Raw genomic sequence first — 3,835 nt, forward strand, 5'->3', positions numbered from 1 at the left:
CAAACCAGAGGATTTCGACCACGAACAGGGCCACGCCCAGGAGCTTGAAGAACAGGTGGTACACCAGCACGGCGATGCCCAGGAACAGCACCAGCCGGTACAACCAGGTGGCCCAGGCGAACAGGATGAGCCGGCGCGTGGTGGCGGGGGCAAAGTGCTCTGGCGGCGCTTCGTTCAGGCCGAACAGCCATTCGCGCAGCTTCCAGCGGGCCAGGGCGAACGCGCGCTCGTGCAGGTTGGGCATGTCCACCGCGTCGGCGAGGATGAAGTAGCCGTCAAAGCGCATGAAGGGGCTGGCGTTGATGGCCACGGTGGCCACCCACGAGGTGGTGGCCAGCACGAAGGCGGCCGAGCGCAGCGCGCCGTCGGGCAGCAGGACCCAGGCGAGCGTGGCCCAGGCGGCGACGACCAGTTCGGTGGCGATGCCGGCGGCGGCCACGCGCAGCCGGTCCATTCTGTTGGTCAGCCGCCAGGTGTCGTTGGTGTCGGTGTAGGCCACCGGCCACATGACCAGGAAGGCCAGGCCCATGGTGGGCACACGGCAGCCCATGCGTTTGGCGGTGAAGGCGTGGCCCAGCTCGTGCAACAGCTTCACCACGAACAGGGCCAGGCCATAGGCAGCGAGACCTTCGAGGTTGAAGGTGTCCACCAGGCTGGCGGCGAACACGTCCCACTGGCGGGCCACCTGTGCCAGCCCGCCCAGCAAGGCGGCCAGGGTGAGCCACAGGAATGCGGGTGACGCGAACCGGGCCGCCACGCCCTGCCAGCGGCCGAGCCAGGCGTCGGGCCGCACCAGGGGCACACGGAAGAACAGGTAGTGGTGCAGCAGCCATTTGAGCGGGCTGCCCTGCATCTGCTGCAGGCGTTCGGCCATCTGGCGGGCACTGTTCGCGCCCTCGGGTTGCGTCAGCTGGTTGTGTTGCAGGAAACGCCCCATCTGCACCACATCGGCCGCGTCCAGCTGCAGCGGCGTGGCCTGGCCAATGTCGGCCGCGATGGCGGGCGGGTCGTTCAGCGCCCAGCGCCGCAGGATTTCGAAGCTGGGCCAGTCGATGCGGAAGAACAGGTTGCGCGCCGGGTCGTGCAGCGTCCAGCTGGGCTGCCCGTCGGGCAGGGCCGGACCGGGCAGCAGGGCCAGGTCTTCGCGCAGGCGGGGCAGGCCGGCGTTCATAGGCCCAGCGTGGTGCGCAGCGCGGCGATGGGGCGGCGCATCACCCAGTAGGCCAGCACGGTCCATTCGCCCTGCAGGCGCGCCGTGCCCTTGAGGCCCACGCGGTGTTCGGTGGTGCCGTCCAGCGTGGCGCGCACACGGTAGGCGTGGGTGCCGTCGGGCCGGGCCACCGCGTCGTGCGCCTGGTAACGCACGCGGCCTTCCACCGGGCTCAGCGGGCTGGCATTGAGGTAGAGCTTGACCGGTGCGCCCGGCGCCAGCGCGATGGCGTCGGCCAGCGGCAACCAGGCCTCGATCTCACGGTCGTCGGCCGCGGCGATGCGCAGGATGCGTTCGCCGGTGGTCACCGGCCGGCCGATCCATTCGCTGGGGTCGTCGAACAGCACCACGCCGTCGCGCGGCGCGAGCACGCGGGCGCGCTGGAGCTGGTCGCTCAGGTAGTCCACCTCGGCGCGCTTTTCTTCGATCTTGCCGATCAGCACCGCCAGCTGGGCCTTGGAGCGTGCGTCCACCAGGGCCTGTTGCGTGGTCTGGCGGTATTCGGCCTCGGCCGTGGCCAGGGTCTGCTGGGCCACGGCCACGCGGCTCTGGATCAGTGCTTCGTCGAAACCGAACAGCGGCTGGCCCTTCTGCACCGTCTGGTTGGGCTGCACGTGGAAGACGTCCACCACGCCGTCCAGCGGTGCGCGCACGGTCAGTGGCTGGGCGGGCACCAGTTCGGCCGGGGCCAGCACGCTCAGCCGCACCGGCAGGCACAGCACCAGCAAGGCCGCGGCCAGCCAGCGCAGGCGCGCCTGCTGCCACCAGCGCTGGCCGGCCTTGGGCTGGAGGTGTTCGCGCACGCGCTGGCCGAGGTGACGCCAGCCGCCGAGCCTGGGGCGTGCCAGCGCGTGGTGGGCGTGGCCCCAGCTGTCCAGCCATTCGCGCAGCAGGCGCCGCTCGTCTTCGGGCCAGGGGGTGTCGCGCGCGAGCAGCAAGGCGCCTTGTAACGTGCCGTCCGGGCGGCGCAGCGGCAGGTGCAGCGCGTGGGCTGGCCACCAGCTGGCCCAGCTCTCTCGCAGATCGTCGGGCAGCGTGGCCGGTTCGATGGTCTGCGGGTCGAGACCGGCGGCCGGGGCGACGGTGCTGTCCTGCGGGCTGTGCGCGAGGTGAGCGGTCAGGCGGTCCAGCCAGTGCACGTAGGGCGCGTTGGCTTCGATCTGCACCACCCCCGAAAGGGTGCGCACACCGGTCTCGGGCGTCCACCAGACGGCCTGGCGGTAGGGCGCCAGCTGGTGCGTGTCGTTCACCAGGAGAAAGGCCAGCTCGTGTTGGGTGCTGGCCTTCCGCGCGCGGCGCGCCAGGTCCAGCAACACCGCCAGCGACTGCACGGTGCGAACGGCCGGGTGGTGCATGTCGGCCATCAGGCACCCGCCTTGGCGATGGAACGCAGCACCGGCGCCTTGGCGACCTTGTCCTGGGCGGCGCCATCGGGGTGGCGGACGCTGTCTTGCCAGGCGGTGGCGCGCTTGGCCTCGAGTTTGAGCTGCTCGCTCAGCCCGACGCGACCGGTGACCGCTTTCTGGCCCACGCTGAGCTTGAACTGCGTCTTGACTTCGTTGCCCTTTTCATCCCGTGCGGTCACTTCGATGACGAACTCGCCTTCCACTCCGCTGGGGGGTGTCGTGCGGAAGTTGCCCGTGCGCGCATCGAAGCCGATCCAGCTGGGCAGCGCGCGGCCGTCTGCCAGGCGGGCCGACAGGACCACGGTTGCGTCCGGGCGTGCGTGGGTGAAGGTGTCGAACGGCAGCACAAAATTGCTCTCGCCGGTGCGGTCCACAAACTGGTCGGTGACGCTGCGGTTGAGCATCAGTTCGCCGCTGCCAGCAGACGACACCAGGATCTGGAAGCCGTTGGCGCGGGTGAGGAGAGGGGCCTCCGGTGCACGGTCCAGTGCGGGCCGGATGAGCGCCAGCACTTCCGCCGAGAGTTGCGGCATGGCCTGGTGCGGTGCGGCGACGAAGGTGGTGGAGTCGAAGCGCAGCGTGGGCCTGGGCGTGGGGTCGTCCTGCGGTGTGGGTGTCGGTGCAGCCGGCGCAGGCGCCAGGGGCGGTGGCGGCGGGGTCACCGCGATCGGATCGTCCACTGGGCTCACCTCGACCACCACCGTGACCGCGACCGTGCCGCCGTGGCCGTCGGCCACCATCACCACAAAGCTGTCACTGCCGTTGAAGTCCTTGTTCGGCGTGTAGGTCCAGTCGCCGGTGGTGGCGTTCAGCGTGAGGCTGCCGTGGGCCGGGCCGGTCTGCTCGGTGAACGAGAGGGTGTCGGCGTCCAGATCGCTGGCGGCGATGGTGCCGGACTTGGCGGTGTCTTCCGGGGTCGAGACCTCGTACTGACCCGATGAACTGTTCCAGGTCGGGTCGCTCACATCGCCGGGGACCGGCGGATCGTTGACCGGCGTCACATCGACCAGCACGGTCACGTTGGCGCTGCCGCCGTGGCCATCGGCCACGGTGACGACGAAGCTGTCGGCACCGACGTAGTCGGCATCGGGTGTGTAGATCCAGGCGCCGGTGGTGGCGTTCAGGCTCAGGCTGCCGTGGGCCGGGCCGGTCTGCTCGGTGAACGAGAGGGGGTCGGCGTCCAGATCTGACGCGGCGATGGTGCCGCTCTTGGCGGTGT

At 70.3% G+C, this 3,835-nt stretch carries 3 protein-coding genes; all 3 read right to left on the bottom strand.

From position 1 onward, the window contains the following. Nucleotides 1-1,171 (bottom strand): site-2 protease family protein (locus ACR2JA_RS09685; protein WP_434008878.1); only part of this gene is annotated, 1,171 nt, incomplete at its 3' end. Next, nucleotides 1,168-2,574, bottom strand: a complete 1,407-nt coding sequence (locus ACR2JA_RS09690) for an efflux RND transporter periplasmic adaptor subunit (RefSeq protein WP_434008879.1) — start codon at nt 2,572-2,574, stop codon at nt 1,168-1,170. The genes ACR2JA_RS09690 and ACR2JA_RS09685, both read right to left, overlap by 4 nt. After that, a partial coding sequence (locus ACR2JA_RS09695; RefSeq protein WP_434008880.1) for a tandem-95 repeat protein occupies nt 2,574-3,835 on the bottom strand: 1,262 nt, incomplete at its 5' end. The genes ACR2JA_RS09695 and ACR2JA_RS09690, both read right to left, overlap by 1 nt.

It is taken from the genome of Hydrogenophaga sp. (assembly GCF_051007235.1).
GTDB lineage: Bacteria > Pseudomonadota > Gammaproteobacteria > Burkholderiales > Burkholderiaceae_C > Hydrogenophaga.

Excerpts from the sequence above, each read along its gene's own strand:
- ACR2JA_RS09690 (WP_434008879.1), bottom strand. The coding sequence starts at position 2,574 with ATGGCCGACATGCACCACCCGGCCGTTCGCACCGTGCAGTCGCTGGCG.